The 17,101-nt window shown below is 63.9% G+C and carries 14 protein-coding genes and 1 pseudogene; 9 read left to right on the top strand and 6 right to left on the bottom strand.

The annotated features are described in order from the left end of the window. Positions 1–25 precede the first annotated feature (25 nt). From RFM52_RS25240 to RFM52_RS25230, 3 genes are all read right to left on the bottom strand, one after another. Positions 26–1,123: a polyamine ABC transporter substrate-binding protein gene (locus RFM52_RS25240; RefSeq protein WP_320298477.1), complete on the bottom strand. Its 1,098-nt coding sequence runs from the start codon at positions 1,121–1,123 to the stop codon at positions 26–28. A gap of 339 nt (positions 1,124–1,462) precedes the next feature. Further along, positions 1,463–2,428, bottom strand: a complete 966-nt coding sequence (locus RFM52_RS25235; RefSeq protein WP_320298476.1) for a DMT family transporter — start codon at positions 2,426–2,428, stop codon at positions 1,463–1,465. A gap of 209 nt (positions 2,429–2,637) precedes the next feature. Then, on the bottom strand, positions 2,638–4,080 hold the full coding sequence (locus RFM52_RS25230) for a helix-turn-helix domain-containing protein (RefSeq protein ID WP_320298475.1): 1,443 nt from the start codon (positions 4,078–4,080) through the stop codon (positions 2,638–2,640). Between the two features lie 251 nt (positions 4,081–4,331). On the opposite strand from RFM52_RS25230, the gene aceA reads away from it, so the two are divergent. The 3 genes from aceA to RFM52_RS25215 all read left to right on the top strand — a co-directional run bounded on the left by aceA (position 4,332) and on the right by RFM52_RS25215 (position 6,593). Next, positions 4,332–5,621 (top strand): isocitrate lyase, encoded by a 1,290-nt coding sequence (gene aceA / locus RFM52_RS25225; RefSeq protein WP_320298474.1) that lies wholly within the window; start codon positions 4,332–4,334, stop codon positions 5,619–5,621. A 54-nt stretch (positions 5,622–5,675) separates the two neighbouring features. Beyond that, the gene (locus tag RFM52_RS25220; RefSeq protein WP_027168360.1) at positions 5,676–5,918 is read left to right on the top strand and encodes an SMc00767 family acetate metabolism repressor; all 243 of its coding nucleotides are present in this window, start codon (positions 5,676–5,678) and stop codon (positions 5,916–5,918) included. A 225-nt stretch (positions 5,919–6,143) separates the two neighbouring features. Next, positions 6,144–6,593 carry a response regulator gene (locus RFM52_RS25215; RefSeq protein ID WP_320298569.1) on the top strand — a complete coding sequence of 150 codons (450 nt, stop codon included), beginning with the start codon at positions 6,144–6,146 and terminating at the stop codon, positions 6,591–6,593. 14 nt (positions 6,594–6,607) lie between these two features. Here RFM52_RS25215 and RFM52_RS25210 read toward each other — a convergent pair. Then, positions 6,608–7,322 (bottom strand): annotated as a pseudogene (locus RFM52_RS25210) (HAD family hydrolase). A gap of 178 nt (positions 7,323–7,500) precedes the next feature. On the opposite strand from RFM52_RS25210, the gene RFM52_RS25205 reads away from it, so the two are divergent. Next, complete coding sequence (locus tag RFM52_RS25205; protein WP_430699304.1) at positions 7,501–8,937, top strand: glutamine synthetase family protein; 1,437 nt, start codon at positions 7,501–7,503, stop codon at positions 8,935–8,937. Positions 8,938–9,096: 159 nt separating this feature from the next. After that, complete coding sequence (locus tag RFM52_RS25200; protein WP_320298473.1) at positions 9,097–10,383, top strand: NAD(P)/FAD-dependent oxidoreductase; 1,287 nt, start codon at positions 9,097–9,099, stop codon at positions 10,381–10,383. A gap of 66 nt (positions 10,384–10,449) precedes the next feature. Here the strand turns inward: RFM52_RS25200 and RFM52_RS25195 are convergent, their stop codons facing one another. Further along, complete coding sequence (locus RFM52_RS25195; protein WP_320298472.1) at positions 10,450–10,665, bottom strand: hypothetical protein; 216 nt, start codon at positions 10,663–10,665, stop codon at positions 10,450–10,452. On the opposite strand from RFM52_RS25195, the gene RFM52_RS25190 reads away from it, so the two are divergent. Beyond that, positions 10,640–11,533, top strand: coding sequence for an SH3 domain-containing protein (locus RFM52_RS25190; RefSeq protein WP_320298471.1), 894 nt, complete (start codon positions 10,640–10,642; stop codon positions 11,531–11,533). The two genes, RFM52_RS25195 and RFM52_RS25190, sit on opposite strands and share 26 nt — an antisense overlap. A 214-nt stretch (positions 11,534–11,747) precedes the next feature. Here the strand turns inward: RFM52_RS25190 and RFM52_RS25185 are convergent, their stop codons facing one another. Further along, positions 11,748–12,494 carry an SDR family oxidoreductase gene (locus tag RFM52_RS25185; RefSeq protein ID WP_320298567.1) on the bottom strand — a complete coding sequence of 249 codons (747 nt, stop codon included), beginning with the start codon at positions 12,492–12,494 and terminating at the stop codon, positions 11,748–11,750. A 257-nt stretch (positions 12,495–12,751) separates the two neighbouring features. Here RFM52_RS25185 and zwf point away from each other — a divergent pair, with 257 nt between their 5' ends. The 3 genes from zwf to edd all read left to right on the top strand — a co-directional run bounded on the left by zwf (position 12,752) and on the right by edd (position 16,804). Beyond that, on the top strand, positions 12,752–14,221 hold the full coding sequence (gene zwf, locus RFM52_RS25180; protein WP_320298470.1) for a glucose-6-phosphate dehydrogenase: 1,470 nt from the start codon (positions 12,752–12,754) through the stop codon (positions 14,219–14,221). Then, positions 14,203–14,919, top strand: a complete 717-nt coding sequence (pgl, locus tag RFM52_RS25175) for a 6-phosphogluconolactonase (RefSeq protein WP_320298469.1) — start codon at positions 14,203–14,205, stop codon at positions 14,917–14,919. Before zwf ends, pgl begins: the two co-directional genes overlap by 19 nt. Before the next feature lie 61 nt (positions 14,920–14,980). Then, positions 14,981–16,804, top strand: coding sequence for a phosphogluconate dehydratase (gene edd / locus RFM52_RS25170; RefSeq protein WP_320298468.1), 1,824 nt, complete (start codon positions 14,981–14,983; stop codon positions 16,802–16,804). Positions 16,805–17,101 lie beyond the last annotated feature (297 nt).

Raw genomic sequence — 17,101 nt, 5'->3', positions numbered from 1 at the left:
GGCTGCCGGGGTCGTGTCGCAATGCTCACTGGCCGGTGACGATCTTGGTCCAGGTGCGCGTGATGACGCGCTGTGTCTTGGGATCGTATGGCGCAACGGTATAGAGCTTCTTCGTCGTCTCCTCGTCCGGATAGACCGAAGGATCTTCCAGGATCGCCTTGTCGATGAACTGCTGCGAAGCCTTGTTGCCGTTGGCGTAGAGTACGTAGTTCGACGACTTGGCGATGACTTCGGGCGTCATCATGTAGTTGATGAACTCGAGCGCGTCGGCGACATGTGGCGCGTCCGCGGGGATCGCCATCTGGTCAAACCACATCTGGGCGCCTTCCTTCGGCACCGAATAGCCGATCTCGACGCCCTGCTTGGCTTCCGTGGCGCGGTTGCGCGCCTGGAATACGTCGCCCGACCAGCCGATCGCCATGCAGATGTCGCCGTTGGCCAAAGCGTTGATGTATTCCGACGAATGGAACTTGCGGATATAAGGCCGGACTTTCAGCAACGCTTCCTCGGCCTTGGAAATGTCATCGGGCGAAGTGCTGTTGGGGTCGAGGCCGAGATATTTCAGCGCCGCCGGAATGACGTCGGCGGGAGAATCCAGCACATAGACGCCGCAATCCTTCAGCTTGGCAAGCTTCTCAGGATTGAAGAAGGTGTCCCAGCTGTCGATCTTGTCGGTGCCGAGCGCGGCCTGCACCTTCTTGACGTTATAGCCGAGGCCGACCGTGCCCCACATATAGTTGACCGAATATTCGTTGCCCGGATCGTATTTGGCGGTGCGCTCGGAAATGACGTCCCACATGTTGGAGATGTTGGGCAGCTTCGATTTGTCGAGCTTCTGGAACACGCCCGCCTGGATCTGGCGCGCCAGGAAGTTGGCGCTCGGCACGACGACGTCATAACCGCTGCCGCCGGCAAGCAGTTTGGTCTCCAGGATCTCGTTGGAATCGAAGGTGTCGTAGACGACCTTGATGCCGGTCTTCTTGGTGAAGTCGTCGATGATCGAGCTGTCGATGTAGTCCGACCAGTTGTAGACATTGACGACGCGGTCTTCGGCATGGCCGCTTAAGGTGAAAAGCGTCAGAAATGCCGACGTCGCCGAAAGCCATAGAGCTTTGCGGATCATGATGTTCTCCTTTGGTGAGTGTTCCCTTGCCGGCTCGTCGCGATATGGCGGGGCGGCGTTTGGTTCAGATTATTGAGCTTTCCGGAGGGCAACAAGCGCGACCTGTCGGCGCTGCGTCGGGTTGCCGGTCGGCGGTCAAAGACCTCCCGCGGCGTGCCCTTATAGGGTATCCGGGCGGCGTCAGCGGCGTGCGCCGTGGCGTGGGCAGAGATACGACGATGTGGTCCGGCCTTAGTCAGGCCGGCAGAGACACTTGGCAAGATACGCCTGTCTTGTTGTTGCCGTGACCGCAGCCTGCCCGCCCGGCAACTGGGTTGTCAATGGGGGAAGACTCCAACTTCAATTGGGGGACGGCAAACCGGTGATACCGGGACGCGCCGGCCGCGTCTGGCGCTTGAACTCCAGGCCGATATGGACGAGCAGCGCCGTGACCACGACCGTGCCGCCGATGATGGTGCGCACCGATGGCACTTCGGAATGGACGAGCCAGACCCAGATCGGCCCAAGGATCGGCTCGAAGGTGCCGAGCAGCGCCGCGATCGCCGCCGGCACCAGCCGCGCGCCCATGGCGAAAAAGGCGAGGCCGACACCAAGGTTGATGACGCCGAAGGCGAAGAGGAAGCCCATGTCTCGCCCCGAAACCGCGAACGCCGAGGCCTGGGAAGCGGCGAAAGCGCCGGCCAGCAGCGCCGCGAGACAATTGGCCGGCACCATGCGCACATGGGCAAAGCGCCGGGTGATCACGGTCGCGACAGAGAACATCACCGCGATCAGAAGCGCCAGGCCGTCGCCGATCGGCGAGACGGCGCCGCCGAGGGATTCGGAGACCATGATGGCGACACCGGCGATGACGGCGGCAATCGCGATCCAGGTCGCGGGGCCGACCCGTTCGCGAAACAGGAGCCAGGCAAGGAGCGCTGCCAGCAGCGGCACGCCGGCCTGCATCAGGAGGATATTGGCGACAGTCGTGTAGGCAAGCGCCACCACGAAGCTGGTCGAGGCGGTGGCGAAGCAGAAGGCGACGCCGAGGCCGGGCAGGCCCATATGCCGGAAGAGTTTCAGGGTGCCGCGCCAACCGTCGCGCCACAGCATGAAGGCGACGAGAAAGGCCACGGCCCACAGCGAACGCCAGAACACCACGGTCCAGCTGTCGCCGACATGGATGAAACGGGCGATGGTGCCGCCGAAGCTCCACATAAGCGCCGAAAGGAAGACCAGGAGCATGCCGATCCGCTCCTCGCGCGGCGAGACGGCCGGCAAAGCGGCAGGCGACGAGGCGACAGGGGATGGGGCGGTATCGGTCATGGACATGGCTGTCAGCGAGTTGCGTTCGACACGATGCACCGAGGACCACACGGATTCTGTGTCTCAAACGACGGGACTGTGTCTCAATCGCGTAGCGCAAAGTAGAAAGCCATGCGTGATCCAGCATTCGCTCAAATGTAGGACAACCTCGCGGCGGTTTACCTTGACACAGTCAGACCCCATGCCGATGCGAGGGCTCGGGCGGCGTATCATCCCTGAAAATCGAAGGCGCTGAGGCCCGTCACCATCTCGTCGAGGCCGAGCGGGCGCGTCACCGGCGGCTCGGCGCGCGCGAGGCAGCCGGCTCGCTCGCAAAGCCTGCAGGCAGGGCCTACCGGCGTGGCGAAGCCTTGCCCGGACTTGCCGGCGGCTCCGGCCGGCAGCGCCGCGCCGTAGACGATCTCGTCGCGGAAGCCGATATCGCAGCCGAGCAAGAGCGCGGTGCGACGCGGCCGTTCGGAGAAGGCGCCTTGCGGGCCCTCCAAGGTGCGGGCGATGCAAAGGAACTCGGCGCCGTCTGGCATTTCCAGCGCCTCGACCAGGATCTGGCCCGGCTGCGAGAAGGCCGCATGGACTGGAAGCTTGGGGCAGCTGCCGCCGAAGCGGCTCTGCGGGTAGCCCTGGCTGCCGGCCTTGCGGAAGCGGTTGCCGGCATTGTCGACTTCCAGCATGAAGAACGGCACGCCCGATGCGCCCTGCCGCTGCAGCATGGTCAGGCGGTTGGCCGCCTGTTCGAAGGAGACGCCGAAGCGGGAACGCAGGACGTCGATGTCGTAGCGGGCTCGAACGGCGGCGGCATGGAAAGCCTGATAGGGCATCATCAGCGCGTGCGCGGCATAGCGGCCGAGCTCAAAGCGGGCGAGCCGGCGCGCCTCGTCGGTGCCGAGCTTCAGCGCCTGGACCTCGCCCGCGATGGCCACCGACATGCGCATCAGGCTCGCCTCCATGGCGACTTCGCGCAGCTGGTCGAACGGCGACAGCCGCTCGGACAGGAACAGGCGTTGCGAATGCCGGTCGTAACGGCGGCGCCAGTTGGGCATGGTGGCGACCGGCAGAACCTTGACGACGATGCCGTGCTCGCGCCTCAGCCAGGCTTTCAGCGCGCCGGACAGGTCGTCGCCGGCCTCGAGCACCGATGTGAAAGCCTCCGCCTCCTCTTCCAGCGAAGCGAAGTGGTTCGGACGGCGTTCGAACACTTCGTGGACTTCATCGGCAGGCAGGCGTGTGCCGGACAGCGCGGTTGCCCTGCCCTCCCTGGCCAGAAGCTGGTTGAGGTCGGACAGGCGCTCGGCCTGTTCGCGGTAGGCGCGAAAGAGCTTTACCATCGCCGCCGAGGCATTCGGCGCCGTCTCGGCGAGATCGATCAGTTCTTGATCGCCGGGCAGTTCGCCGGCAAGAAGCGGATCGCTGAACGCCTCGCGTAGTGCCGCGATCGAGCCTTTCGTCTCTCCCTGCAATTCATGCGGATCGACCTTGTAGACGGAGGCGAGCTTGAGAATGAGTTGCACCGTCAGCGGTCGCTGGTTGCGCTCGATCAGGTTGAGGTAGGAAGGCGAGATGCCCAGCCCTTCGGCCATCGCCGTCTGGGTCAGGCTCCTGGCGTTGCGCAGCCGGCGCAGCCGCGGCCCGGCAAAGATCTTCTGGTCGGCCATTCCTGCCTTCCTTGACAAGAATTTACATGGATATCGAGTCCAACGGCCGCTTCGCCGCTTTTACAATCGTGACAAATTTACAGAGATAACCTGTCAATGACAACACAGCTTTTCCTTTATTTTCCGCGCTGAGCGGCGGTTTGTCTGGGCGTTTTTCGCGCTGCAATGTAAATGATGTCACACGCAGACATCGCAAGGCTATGCGCTTGCGAAGCAGCGCTGAAGCAGTTCCAAACGATCCGGAGTGACCAATGACCGATTTTTACAACCTCGTCCCCTCCGCGCCGGAAGGCCGTTTCGACGGCATCGAGCGTCCCTATTCACCGGAGGATGTGAAGCGGTTGCGCGGCTCCGTGCAGATTCGCCAGACGCTGGCCGAGATGGGCGCGAACCGGCTGTGGAAGCTCATCCATGAGGAGGATTTCGTCAACGCGCTGGGCGCCATGTCGGGCAATCAGGCCATGCAGCAGGTCCGGGCCGGGCTGAAGGCGATCTATCTCTCGGGCTGGCAGGTGGCCGCCGACGCCAACACCGCGTCAGCGATGTATCCGGACCAGTCGCTTTACCCGGCCAATGCGGCGCCGGAACTGGTCAAGCGCATCAATCGCACCTTGCAGCGCGCCGACCAGATCGAGACGTCCGAAGGCGACGGGCTGTCGGTCGAGACCTGGTTCGCGCCGATCGTCGCCGACGCAGAAGCCGGCTTCGGCGGCCCGCTCAATGCCTTCGAGATCATGAAGGCCTTCATCGAGGCGGGTGCTGCCGGCGTCCACTATGAGGACCAGCTGGCGTCGGAAAAGAAGTGCGGCCATCTCGGCGGCAAGGTGCTGATCCCGACGGCTGCGCATATCCGCAACCTCAACGCGGCGCGCCTTGCGGCCGACGTGATGGGCACGCCGACGCTGGTCGTGGCGCGCACGGATGCCGAGGCGGCGAAGCTTTTGACCTCCGATATCGACGAGCGCGACCGGCCTTTTGTCGACTACGACGCCGGCCGCACGGTCGAGGGCTTCTACAATGTGCGGAACGGCATCGAGCCATGCATCGCGCGCGCCGTGGCCTATGCGCCGCACGCCGACCTGATCTGGTGCGAGACCTCGAAGCCGGATCTGGCGCAGGCCAGGAAGTTTGCCGAGGGCGTGCACAAGCGTCATCCGGGCAAGCTGCTCGCCTACAACTGCTCGCCGTCCTTCAACTGGAAGAAGAATCTCGACGACGCGACGATCGCGAAGTTCCAGAAGGAGCTCGGCGCGATGGGCTACAAGTTCCAGTTCATCACGCTTGCCGGCTTCCACCAGTTGAACTTCGGCATGTTCGAGCTGGCGCGCGGCTACAAGGATCGCCAGATGGCGGCCTATTCGGAACTGCAGGAGGCCGAGTTCGCGGCGGAGGCCAACGGCTATACCGCGACCAAGCACCAGCGCGAGGTCGGCACCGGCTATTTCGACGCCGTGTCGATGGCGATCACCGGTGGTCAGTCTTCGACAACCGCCATGCATGAATCGACCGAGCACGCCCAGTTCAGGCCGGCGGCCGAGTAACGGATAACAACCAGAGGAAACGCCCGCAGGGCATTTACATCGAGGAGAAGAGCAATGGCATCGATAAGCCGCGTCAAGGAAAGGGCAGAAGAGCAATCGAGCGCGATGAGCGTCGACCAGCAGGCGACGATCCGCATGCTCGCCAACGATCTGCACAGGCTCAACCAGTCGGTCATGAAGGCAGTCGAGGCCGGCGTCTCGGTGGAGTTGGTGCGCTCGGCCAGGCACCATGGCGGCGACGGCAACTGGGGAGACCTTTTGATCCCGGTGATCGTTACCCAGCAGAGTCACACTTGACGTAACGTCAACAGTCTCGGCGATAGTCTCCCGTGCGTTATACGTTCGGGAGACTGTCGCATTTTTTCGGTTTGCCTTCATCGTCGAGAGGTACGACTTGCGCTGAATCTCGGAATTTCTTGCTATATTTTCGACCTCGACCGTTTCAGCTTGACACCGGCCGCGATCTCACCCAATTGTGCCTCAGGTTTCAACCCTGCATTGAACCAGAGTGCCTGCCCGCCGATGTGTCCCGCCGACCGTGACGACCACTCCGAAAAACATCCGAAACCGGCGGCCCGGACTGGCGCGATCGCGGCGGACTTTTCCAAGGTGCTCGTCGTCGGAAAGTCGTCGATCAACCGCGTCGTGGTCTCGAAAATCGTCGAGAAATCGGGGCTGAAGCCGATTTCGGAACAGCCCGAGGCCGCCGAGAAGACGCTGGCCGGCCAGCTGCCCGGCGCCATCATCCTTGACGGCGGCCCGGACAACAAGGATTGCGACCGGCTGATGTCGGCCATCGACGCGCTGCGGCGCGCCTCAGGCAAGCCGCTGCCCGCGGTGATCCTGCTTTCAACCAGGAATGGCACGCCGGAAAGCCTCGGCCTGTCGAGCGTGATCGATGCGGTGGTTGCCAAGCCCATCACGCCCGAGAGGCTGCAACCGGTGGTCGATCGCCTGATCGGGCGCGGCTAAGGCCCCAAACGTCGTCAGCCTGCTGCGGCGATGCTTTCGATCAGTGCGGGCAGTTCGCCGAGGTCGGCGATCTCGCGGAAACGCGGCGCCGCGACCGGCGCCTCGGCGTGCTCGGCCGCCCAGGTCAATTCATGCGGGACATAGATGCCCCAGCCGCCGGCGTCGATGGCCGGGACGACGTCCGACTTCAACGAGTTGCCGACCATCATGCTCTTTTGCGGCCCGTCGCCATGGCGGCTGAAGATACGGGCATAGGTAGCAGCGCTCTTGTCGCTGACGATCTCGACTGCCTCGAAGAACTCGCCCAGTCCCGATTGCGCCAGCTTGCGCTCCTGGTCCATCAGGTCGCCCTTGGTGATCAGCACCAGGCGATAATTGCCGGCGAGCTTCTCGACCGTCTCACGCGCATGCGGCAGCGGCTCGATCGGATGGCTGAGCATGTCGCGGCCGGCAGCCAGGATTTCCGCGATGGTCGAGGCCGGAACGCGGCCTTCGGTAACCTCGATCGCCGTCTCGATCATCGACAGCGTGAAGCTCTTTATGCCGAAGCCGTAGAGGCCGAGATTGCGCCTGGCGGCAGCAAGCAAGTTCGCCGAAATCCGGCTTGCGTCGCCTATGCTCGGCAAGCATGGCCAGGAAGCGCTGTTCGGTCATGCGGAAGAACTGCTCGTTCTGCCACAGCGTGTCGTCGGCATCGAAACCGATTGTGGTCAACCGGGAACCGGACATCAGCGCGCTCACTCTTTTCTGACAGGCACATCTAGACGTTGCAGCGCCGCCAGCAAGCGGAAACTGGCAGCGGCTGAGCGACTTTCCTCGGGCGCTCGCCTTGGCATGCCTGGCACCTCCCCTTCCCTTCCCCCGTGGCGCCCGGCTATACTTCGAAATCCGCAACACAATCTGGTGAATGATGCCGCCTGAAAAAAAGGAAGTCCGTCCGTCAAGTCGGGGGGGACGCGCCCGCACGCCTGCGTTCCTGAAAAACGAACGCGGTGTGAAGAACTGGAAGGAAGCCAGCGCCTGGCTCGAATGGCGCGGCATCGAGGACATCGAGTGCATCACGCCCGACCAGGCGGGCGTTGCCCGCGGCAAGATGATGCCGTCGAAGAAATTCACCTCCAACACCTCGCTGGCGCTACCTTCGGCCGTGTTCATGACGACGATCTCCGGCGGCTATCCCGAGGACGGCAACGGCTTCCACTATCCCGAGGATGACGGCGACCTGAAGCTTCTGCCCGATCTTTCGACGCTGACCGTCGTGCCCTGGGAAGAGGATCCGACGGCGGCGGTCATCTGCGATCTCGTTCACCAGGACGGCCGCTCGGTCGAGTTCACGCCGCGCAACGTGCTGAAGCGCGTGCTTGCCGCCTATGACGAGCGCGGGCTCAAACCGGTCGTGGCGCCCGAGATCGAATTCTATCTGGTGCGCAAGAACCCCGATCCGGACTATCCGCTGACGCCGCCCGTCGGGCGTTCGGGCCGTCCGATCGGCGGCGGCGCCGGCTATTCGATCGCCGGCGTAAACGAATTCGACGAACTGATCGACGACATCTACCATTTCTCGGAACGGCAGGGCCTGGAGATCGACACGCTGATCCATGAGGAAGGCGCCGGCCAGCTCGAGATCAACCTGCGCCACGGCAACCCGATCGAGCTCGCCGACCAGGTCTTCATGTTCAAGCGCACCATCCGCGAGGCGGCGCTGAAGCATGAGATCTATGCCACCTTCATGGCAAAGCCGATCCAGGGCCAGCCGGGCTCGGCCATGCACATCCACCAGTCGGTGCTCGACAAGAAGACCGGCAAGAACATCTTCTCGGCGGAAGACGGCTCGGAGACCGACGCGTTCTTCCACTTCATCGGCGGCATGCAGAAGCATGTGCCGAACGCGCTGGTGATGTTCGCGCCTTACGTCAATTCCTATCGCCGGCTGACGCAGCAGGCCTCGGCTCCGGTCAACAACAAATGGGGCTATGACAACCGCACCACCGCCTTCCGCGTGCCGCGCTCGGATCCGGCGGCGCGACGCGTCGAAAACCGCATCCCGTCCTCCGACGCCAATCCCTACCTGGCGCTGGCGGCATCGCTGGCCTGCGGGCTGGTCGGCATGAATAATAAGATCAAGGCGGAACCGCCGGTCCTGACGACCGCCAATGCGGATGAAATCGACCTGCCGCGCGGCCTGCTGGAGGCCGTCGGCCTGTTTGAGGACGACACGGAGCTCGGCGCCATCCTCGGCAAATCCTTCGCCGCCACCTATACCGCGATCAAGCGCGCCGAGTTCGAGACCTTCATGGAAGTGATCAGCCCGTGGGAGCGGGAGTATCTGCTGCTGAATGTGTGATCGGCGAATTCCTCGCGTGAATGGTAAATGGTGAATAGCGAATGGTGAGTAGTTTTATACTGGATGGATGAGGGCGGACGAAGCGGTCGCGTCTATTCACTATTCACTATTCACTATTCACCATTCACCATTCACTGTTCACCGTTGACTGGCGTTCCAATGCCTTACCAATCACCGATCTCCCCCGGACGCTCGTGGTACGAGGATACTGCCGGCTCACGGCCAGAATATCCGGCGCTAGACGGCGACCGCGGTTGCGACGTGGTCATCGTCGGCGGCGGGTTTACCGGCTTGTCTGCCGCTGCGCACTTGGCCAAGGCCGGCGTCAATGTCGTGCTGATCGAGGCCCATCGCTTCGGCGACGGCGCGTCGGGGCGCAATGGCGGCCAACTCGGCACCGGACAGCGCGCCTGGGCGGAGGAGTTGGAGGCAGAATACGGCCTTTCCCGCGCCAAGGCGCTGTTCGACATGGCGGAAGAAGCCAAGGCGCATCTTCTGGACTTCGCCGCCGCCAACGCGATCGACATCGACTATATGCCGGGCCAGCTTTCGGTGGCGCACAAGCGGCGCTATGTCGACGACTACAAGCGCCACGCCGAGATCATGACGAGCCGCTTCGGCTACCCGCATGTCAGCTTCATGGACGCGGCGGAGACGGCGGAACGGTTGGGCTCGACACGCTACTTCGGCGGGACCCGCGACACCGGCACGGGCCACATCCACCCGCTGAAGCTGGTGATCGGCACGGCGAGAGTGGCGGCGGCGGCCGGCGCGCATCTCTTCGAGCAGACGCCGTCCACCGGCATCGTTTCCAATGGCGGCAAGGTGACGGTCACAACGCCCAACGGCACGATCACGGCCGACAAATGCCTGATCGGGGTCAATGCCTATGGCGGCAATCTGGAGCCTGTGAGCGCGGCGCATATCATGCCGATCGGCTCCTTCATCGGCGCGACCGTGCCGCTCGGCGCCGCCTCCAAGGTGCTGCCCGGTGGCGAGTCGGTCGACGATTCCCGCTTCGTGGTGCGCTATTTCCGCAAGTCGAAGGACGGCCGGCTGTTGTTCGGCGGCCGCGAGGTCTACGCCGTCAACGATCCGAAGGATATCCATATCCACATCCGCAAGCAGATCGCCGAGCTCTACCCGGACCTGAAAGATGTCGAGATCACGCATGGCTGGGGCGGCTATGTCGGCATCACGGTGCCGAGAAAGCCGTTCGTGCGCGAGGTGATGCCGAAGGTGATCTCGATAGGCGGCTATTCCGGCCACGGCGTCATGCTGTCGAACTTCTTCGGCAGGCTCTATGCCGAGACCGTCGCCGGCAACCGCGACCGGCTGAAACTGATCGAGGACCTGAAAATCCCCGCCTTCCCGGGCGGTCGCCGCTTCCGAGCGCCGCTCCTGTTCCTGGCGCTCAACTGGTTCGCGCTGCGCGACAGGATTTGAGGCTGGCCGCCAGTCCAAGCCATCGATTCGACGCGGGCGGCTTCCACGCGGCAGGTTGTGGAAGCCTTAACAAACGCGCAGAATTTCGCAAATTGGCTCACTCATGCCATAATCAGCAGTAAAAGATGCGATTATGGGCGAAAATCCGGGGATTTCGCGGGCCTTGTCCGCAAAGATTTCGGGACCGATGCCGATCAGGCCAATCGTTACGGCAATGATCGAAAGAACGTCGGCCCGCTTGTTGGAGGTGGTTTGAGTGAACGAGCCCTTCAGTTTCGGCATGCCGGAACGGCAGCGCTTCACAATGCAGTTCGGCTATAGCGTACGGCCATCCTTCTGGCAGAGGATGCAGTCGAACGCGCATCTGGTCATTGCTGCGGTCGGCACCGCCGCGCTGCTGGGCGTGGCCGCGGTGGCGCTATGGCTGATCGTCCCGGGCGGTGATCGGCAAGTGGCCGCGGCAAGCGCCGAGCAGACCGTTCCGACAGTTCCGGTGAAGACCACGAAGATCGCTCCGGCGGCAGCCGCGGTCACCGTGGCAGCAGCGGCACCGCAGGCCGCGCCCAAGGCGGATGCGGTTTCGCCGGCAATAGCGGTTCGCAAAGCCAGCATTCCAGCACTGGCGTCGAACAGCCCCCGCTGGACGGCTTCGGACTCCAAAGCCTCGCCGGACCAGGCCGAGGATCAACCAGTTCCATCCAAGCAGGCTGCCGGCCCGAGCGCCGCGCAATCAACCGATACGGCCTTTGCCGAGCCCACCGCCGAGAACGACGCTTCGGACGCGCTGTCGCAGGTCGCCGCTCCCGCGGGCGATACGCCGGCGGCCGCGAAGAAGCCGGGCGACAAGATGGACGGCGCCCAAACCGCCGCCATCCCCGAGGCCAAGCCTGAGGTTCCAGATGCGCAGGCGACAGCGACCGACGGCGTTGCGCAGCCCAAGCCGAACCCTCCAAAAGCCAGCGCGGCCGCAAACGGGCGCATTTTGAGGGCCGTGACCATGCGCTCCGGCCCGAAGAAGGGCGCATCCGCAATCACGACGGTGCCGGCCAAGGCATCGGTGCAAGTGATGAGCTGCAAGCAATGGTGCGAGATCGTCTATAACGGCAAGCACGGCTGGGTCTACAAAAGCTACGTCAAGACCGGCGCCTGAAGCTTAACCCGCCAAGCAGCCGTCCGAAGCGACTCCCCGCAGACCCGCCTTCATCGCGCTATGGCCCAGCCCCTTTCGTTATGCCCATCGCTGTGACATCGAGTCAATTGGAGCCAGGCGTGGCGCGGCTCAGCTTCACCGGGTCGCGAGTCCGCTCTTTGCATCGGGCACTGCACAATTTTATGCATCGAACCAGCCACACTCGATGAGCAGCTCAAATACAGCGGCCGCCATCGACCTCCAGCGCCACGCCGGTGATGAAGGCGGCTTCATCCGAGGCGAGCCACAGCGCCGCGTTGGCGATATCGAGCGGCGTCGAAAGCCGGCCGAGTGGAATCGAGGCGCGGAATTTCTCGCGGATCTCGGGCGTGTCGGCGCCCATGAACTTCTCCAGCATGCCGGTCTCGCCGGCGACCGGGCAGAGGCAGTTGACGCGGATGTTCTTCGGCGCCAGCTCGACCGCCATCGACTTGGTGGCGGTGATCGCCCAGCCCTTGGAGGCGTTGTACCAGGTCAGGCCTGGCCGCGGCCGAAGCCCGGCCGTCGAGGCTGTGGTCAGGATGACGCCGCCTCCCTGCCGGTCCATGATCGGCACCACGGCAAGCGCAGCGTGATAGATTGCCTTCATGTTGACGGCGGTGATCAGGTCGAAGGTTTCCTCATCGACGCGGAGCATGTCGCCGTTGCGATGGGTGAAGCCCGCATTGTTGACCATGATGTCGATGCGGCCGAAGGCGCTCTTGGCGGCATAGATCATCTCGTCGAATTCGGAGCGCAGGGAAACGTCGGTCTGGGTCCAGATCGCGCTCTCGCCGATCTCTTGCGCCACCCGCTCGGCGCCCTTGGCGTTGAGGTCGGCGACGACCACGCGCGCGCCCTCTTCGGCGAAGCGCTTGGCCATGCCTTCGCCGAAGCCCGACGCGGCACCGGTGATGATGGCGACCTTGTTTTCCAGACGCATGGCTTTCCTGCTCATTGGATTTCCGCAACCATCTCCCTTAGCTTTCGTCACATTCGCGTTCTATGGTGCGACCGCGAACGTTGCCGAAAGCTGGCTTGCCGACAAGCCTGCCGGCCACGCCGAGTGTCTGGAAACAGGTGGACCGATGCAAGTGCAAGCGATTGGTCCTCACATGTGACACCATGGCACTGGAAAATTTAAATCGATTAGAATATACCAACCAAGCCGCCGCCAACCGGCATCAAATCGGACTGACCATGACCAGCCAGATCATCCCTGTCGATCCCTTCGACTTCATCATCTTCGGCGGCACCGGCGACCTGTCGGAACGCAAGCTCCTGCCGTCGCTCTACTATCGCCAGTGCGGCCACCAGTTCTCCGAGCCGACGCGCATCATCGGCACGTCGCGCGCCAAGATGACCGATGCCGAATTCCAAGCCTTCGCCAAGAAGGCGATATCGCAGCATGTGAAGCCGGCCGATATCGACGCCAAGGAGCTGGAGAGATTCCTGGCCAGGCTTTCCTATGTTTCGGCGGACGCGACCACCGGCACCGGCTTCGACAAACTCAAGAAGGCAATCGGCGACAGCGACCGCATCCGCGCCTTCTACCTCGCGGTGGCGCCGGCGCTGTTCGGCGACATCTCGCACCAGCTCAAAGAGCACAAGTTGATCACGCCGAATTCGCGCATCGTGCTGGAAAAGCCGATCGGTCGCGACCTCGCCTCGGCGCGTGCGCTCAACGACGCGGTGGGCGACGACTTCCATGAAAGCCAGATCTTCCGCATCGATCACTATCTCGGCAAGGAAACGGTGCAGAACCTGATGGCGCTGCGCTTTGCCAACGCGCTCTATGAGCCATTGTGGAATTCGGCCCAGATCGACCATGTCCAGATCACGGTCGCCGAAACAGTGGGGCTCGAGGATCGCGTGACCTACTACGACAAGGCGGGCGCGCTGCGCGACATGGTGCAGAACCACATGCTGCAGCTGCTCTGCCTGGTCGCCATGGAGACGCCGTCGTCGATGGACGCCGACGCCGTCCGCGACGAGAAGCTGAAGGTGCTGAGGGCGCTGAAGCGTATCAACGGCAATGAGGCGCCCAAGCACACGGTGCGCGGCCAGTATCGCGCCGGCGCCTCGGCGGGCGGTCCGGTCAAGGGCTATGTCGAGGAGCTCGGCAAGGACAGCAACACCGAGACCTTCGTCGCCATCAAGGCCGAGATCGGCAACTGGCGCTGGGCCGGGGTTCCGTTCTACCTGAGGACCGGCAAGCGGCTCGCCACCCGCGTCTCGGAAATCGTCATCGAGTTCAAGCCGATCCCCTATTCGATCTTCGGCGAGAGCGCCGGGCCGATCTTCGCCAACCAACTGGTGATCCGGCTGCAACCGGACGAGGGCGTCAAGCAGTATATCATGATCAAGGACCCGGGACCGGGCGGCATGCGGCTGCGCCAGATCTCGCTCGACATGAGCTTCGCGCAGTCCTTCCAAGGACGCGCGCCGGACGCCTATGAGCGGCTGATCATGGATGTGGTTCGCGGCAACCAGACGCTGTTCATGCGCCGCGACGAGGTCGAAGCGGCCTGGAAGTGGATCGACCCGATCCAGAACGCCTGGGAGAGCGCCCGCCAGGAAGCTCAGGGCTACACGGCCGGAACCTGGGGGCCGTCGGCCTCGATTGCCTTGATCGAACGTGACGGACGGACATGGCACGAGAGCAATTGAGCGAAGTCCGTTACGGCTGGAACGGCTTTGCCGACCGACAGGGCCTGGCGGCAGCACTTGCAGGACAGATTGCCGACCGGCTGAGCGGCGCCATCGCGCAACGCGGCGCCGCGCTGCTCGCGGTGTCCGGCGGCAGCACGCCGGCGAAGTTGTTCGCCGTGCTGTCGACCACGCCTATCGCCTGGGACAAGGTCACCGTGACGCTGGTCGACGAGCGCTTCGTGCCGCCATCCTCGCCACGCTCGAATGCCGGGCTGGTGGCGGCGAACCTGCTCCAGAACAAGGCAGCCGCGGCGCGCTTCGTGCCGCTCTACCATGAGGCGGCAAGCATCGAGGACGCGGCGGCGACGGACAGCGAAGCGCTGCGGGCGCTGCCCTGGCCGCTCGACGTGGTGATCCTCGGCATGGGCGGCGACGGCCACACGGCCTCGTTCTTTCCCGATGCCGGCAACCTCGACGAATTGCTCGACCCCGCCTCGCGGCGGATCGTTCTGCCGGTGCATGCGGCGAGCGGCGGCGAACCGCGGCTGACGCTGTCGATGGCGCGCATCGTCGCCGCCGGCTTCGTCGCGCTCCATATCGAAGGCGAGGACAAGCGCACCGCATTCAACGGCGCGATGGGGCCTGGCGCGAAGAAGCCTGTCCGCAAAGTGCTAGAGGCGGCGCCGAGACCGATAGAGGTGTTCTGGGCACCCTGATTTCAAATGAGGACAGCGCGGTGGCAGAGGGAGGACGCTGCCGGGCTCGAAAGGACGGACCATGACAGCCAGACGCGACATCGAAGCCATCACGGAACGCATCCGCCAACGTTCGAAAGCCGGCCGAGAAACCTATCTCGGCCGTATCGCGGAGGCTTCCAGCCGCACCGCCAACCGCGCGGTGCTGGGCTGCGGCAACCTTGCCCATGGCTTTGCCGTGTGCAGCCCATCCGAAAAGATCGCGCTCGGCGGCGACCGCGTGCCTAACCTCGGCATCATCACCTCCTACAACGACATGCTGTCGGCGCATCAGCCCTTTGAAACGTTCCCGGCGCTGATCAAGGAAGCCGCGCGCGAGGCCGGCGGCATCGCGCAGGTGGCCGGCGGCGTGCCGGCGATGTGCGACGGTGTCACCCAGGGACAGCCCGGCATGGAGCTGTCGCTGTTCTCGCGCGACGTGATCGCCATGGCGGCAGCGATCGGCCTATCGCACAACATGTTCGACGCGGCCGTCTTCCTCGGCGTCTGCGACAAGATCGTGCCCGGACTGGTGATTGGAGCGCTCACCTTCGGGCATCTGCCCGCCGTCTTCATCCCGGCTGGGCCGATGACGACCGGTCTCGCGAATGACGAGAAGGCCAAGATCCGCCAGCTTTATGCCGAAGGCAAGGTCGGCCGCGCCGAGCTGCTGGAGGCGGAGTCCAAATCCTATCACGGGCCGGGCACCTGCACCTTCTACGGCACCGCCAATTCCAACCAGATGCTGATGGAGATCATGGGCCTGCACACGCCCGGCGCCTCCTTCGTCAATCCCGGCACGCCGCTGCGCGACGCGCTGACCAGGGAAGCGGCGAAGCGGGCACTGGCGATCACCGCGCTCGGCAATGCCTACACGCCGGTCGGACGCATGATCGACGAGCGATCGATCGTCAATGGCGTCGTTGGCCTGCACGCCACGGGCGGCTCGACCAACCACACGATCCACCTGATCGCGATGGCCGCCGCCGCCGGCATCGCACTGACCTGGCAGGATATTTCCGACCTGTCCGAGGCCGTGCCACTGCTCGCGCGCGTCTATCCGAACGGGCTTGCCGACGTGAACCATTTCCATGCCGCCGGCGGGCTTGGTTTTCTGATCCGCGAGCTGCTCGACGAAGGCCTGCTGCACGAGGACGTCCAGACGGTGTGGGGTGAAGGTCTGCGGCCCTACGCCGTCGAGGCGCGGCTTGGCGACGACGGCGGCGTGGTGCGCGAAGCAGCGCCGCTTGTGAGCGGCGACGAGAAGGTGCTGGCGCCGTTCAAGAAGGCATTCCAGCCGACGGGTGGCCTGAAAGTGCTTGGCGGCAATCTCGGCCACGCCGTCATCAAGACCTCTGCCGTGAAGCCTGAGCGCCGTGTCATCGAGGCGCCGGCAAAGGTGTTCGACAGCCAGCAGGCGCTGAACGACGCCTTCAAGGCCGGTACGCTGACCGGCGATTTCATCGCCGTCATCCGTTTCCAGGGCCCGAAGGCCAACGGCATGCCGGAACTGCACAAGCTGACCACCGTGCTCGGCATCCTGCAGGATCGCGGCCAGCGCGTGGCGCTGGTGACCGACGGGCGCATGTCGGGCGCCTCCGGCAAGGTGCCGGCGGCGATCCATGTGACGCCGGAAGCGGTCGAGGACGGACCGATCGCGAGAATCCATGACGGCGACATCATCCGGCTCGACGCTGATGCCGGCACGCTGGAAGTGCTGGTGCCGGGAACGGAATTCGCGCTGCGCCGCACGGCCGACGCCGATCTCATCGGCAACGAATTCGGCTTCGGCCGCGAGTTGTTCGCGGGCTTCCGGCAACTGGTCGGCCGCGCCGACCACGGCGCCGGCGCCTTCGGCAACGCCTGATCTCGTTTCGAGTGCGAGGCTAGTTGCGCTGACTATACAAAATTTTGTATAATTGTCGGCCTGAAGATGCTTGACGTTGCGGCTACAGCGATCTCATGAGGGAGCTAATTCCTCTACACGGTGATTTGGAAAGATTGCAGGCTTGTCGGGCAAGGCTATCAACGTCCGCTGGGGTATTCAGGGCAAACGCTGGCGATGAGTTGAAGGCTCCGAACCTCGTCATTCCAGGGCGGAGCAAGGAGCGTAGCGACGCGCGCAGACCCTGGAATCCATGCCGTTACCTGGACCGAAGTGTGC

Origin of the sequence: Mesorhizobium humile, from assembly GCF_033977215.1 — a bacterium.
Lineage (GTDB): Bacteria > Pseudomonadota > Alphaproteobacteria > Rhizobiales > Rhizobiaceae > Mesorhizobium > Mesorhizobium humile.
Note: the sequence above shows the minus strand (reverse complement) of the source record. Positions and strands in the feature narration are given on the sequence as shown.

Excerpts from the sequence above, each read along its gene's own strand:
- RFM52_RS25240 (WP_320298477.1), bottom strand. The coding sequence starts at position 1,123 with ATGATCCGCAAAGCTCTATGGCTTTCGGCGACGTCGGCATTTCTGACG.
- RFM52_RS25235 (WP_320298476.1), bottom strand. The coding sequence starts at position 2,428 with ATGACCGATACCGCCCCATCCCCTGTCGCCTCGTCGCCTGCCGCTTTG.
- RFM52_RS25230 (WP_320298475.1), bottom strand. The coding sequence starts at position 4,080 with ATGGCCGACCAGAAGATCTTTGCCGGGCCGCGGCTGCGCCGGCTGCGC.
- aceA (WP_320298474.1), top strand. The coding sequence starts at position 4,332 with ATGACCGATTTTTACAACCTCGTCCCCTCCGCGCCGGAAGGCCGTTTC.
- RFM52_RS25220 (WP_027168360.1), top strand. The coding sequence starts at position 5,676 with ATGGCATCGATAAGCCGCGTCAAGGAAAGGGCAGAAGAGCAATCGAGC.
- RFM52_RS25215 (WP_320298569.1), top strand. The coding sequence starts at position 6,144 with ATGTGTCCCGCCGACCGTGACGACCACTCCGAAAAACATCCGAAACCG.
- RFM52_RS25205 (WP_430699304.1), top strand. The coding sequence starts at position 7,501 with ATGATGCCGCCTGAAAAAAAGGAAGTCCGTCCGTCAAGTCGGGGGGGA.
- RFM52_RS25200 (WP_320298473.1), top strand. The coding sequence starts at position 9,097 with ATGCCTTACCAATCACCGATCTCCCCCGGACGCTCGTGGTACGAGGAT.
- RFM52_RS25195 (WP_320298472.1), bottom strand. The coding sequence starts at position 10,665 with ATGCCGAAACTGAAGGGCTCGTTCACTCAAACCACCTCCAACAAGCGG.
- RFM52_RS25185 (WP_320298567.1), bottom strand. The coding sequence starts at position 12,494 with ATGCGTCTGGAAAACAAGGTCGCCATCATCACCGGTGCCGCGTCGGGC.
- zwf (WP_320298470.1), top strand. The coding sequence starts at position 12,752 with ATGACCAGCCAGATCATCCCTGTCGATCCCTTCGACTTCATCATCTTC.
- pgl (WP_320298469.1), top strand. The coding sequence starts at position 14,203 with ATGGCACGAGAGCAATTGAGCGAAGTCCGTTACGGCTGGAACGGCTTT.
- edd (WP_320298468.1), top strand. The coding sequence starts at position 14,981 with ATGACAGCCAGACGCGACATCGAAGCCATCACGGAACGCATCCGCCAA.